This is a genomic window from Roseateles sp. P5_B10, from assembly GCF_056400485.1.
Map to the genome: position 1 here is coordinate 1 of NZ_JBFULE010001630.1, position 586 is coordinate 586.

Annotated in this window: 1 protein-coding gene; it reads right to left on the minus strand. The window is 63.1% G+C overall.

All coding sequences use genetic code 11. The annotated features are described in order from the left end of the window. Positions 1–586 (minus strand): hypothetical protein (locus AC1DU6_RS35000; protein ID WP_477863144.1); only part of this gene is annotated, 586 nt, incomplete at both ends.

The window sequence follows — 586 nt, forward strand, 5'->3', positions numbered from 1 at the left end:
CCGGGAAGGCGGCCAATGGCGCGGCCRGGTTCAGCGTGGAATAGAGCGGGAAGTTGAGTTGCTCGTTGTTGTTGCCATTGGGCAGCGTGAACGACCAGATGCCATTGGGCTGCAGCGCGAAGTTGCCGATGCCGTACACATAGCTGACGGAGGCGCGGCGGTCATAGCGCATCGCGGTGGACTTGGTCGAGCCGCCCATCGCCTGCACGCTGAGGCGGTCGCTCTTGTATTCGCCGCCCAGGATCAGCGTCTTCGAATCGGTGTCGATGCTGCTGAAGATGGTGTCCGTGCCAAAGGAGCCGTTGTTGGTCGAATAGCTCGTCAGGTGATGCGAGGAATCGACCGTGTAGCCCGGCAGCACGTTGGTCGTCGTGCCGAGCACCAGCGGCGCATTGTTGGCGCGGAAGGAGTACGAGTTGGGCAGCAGCGAGGCAACCGCACTCTGGCCCGCCGTCAGCGAGCGGACGTTGGTGGTCGTGTTGTCGGTGAAGGTGCCAGCGGGGTTGAAGGCCGTGTTGCTGCCCACGCCGAGGAAGCCGACGATGTCGTCGACATGGCGCTTGTTGAGGCTGAGCTTGCTGTAGAC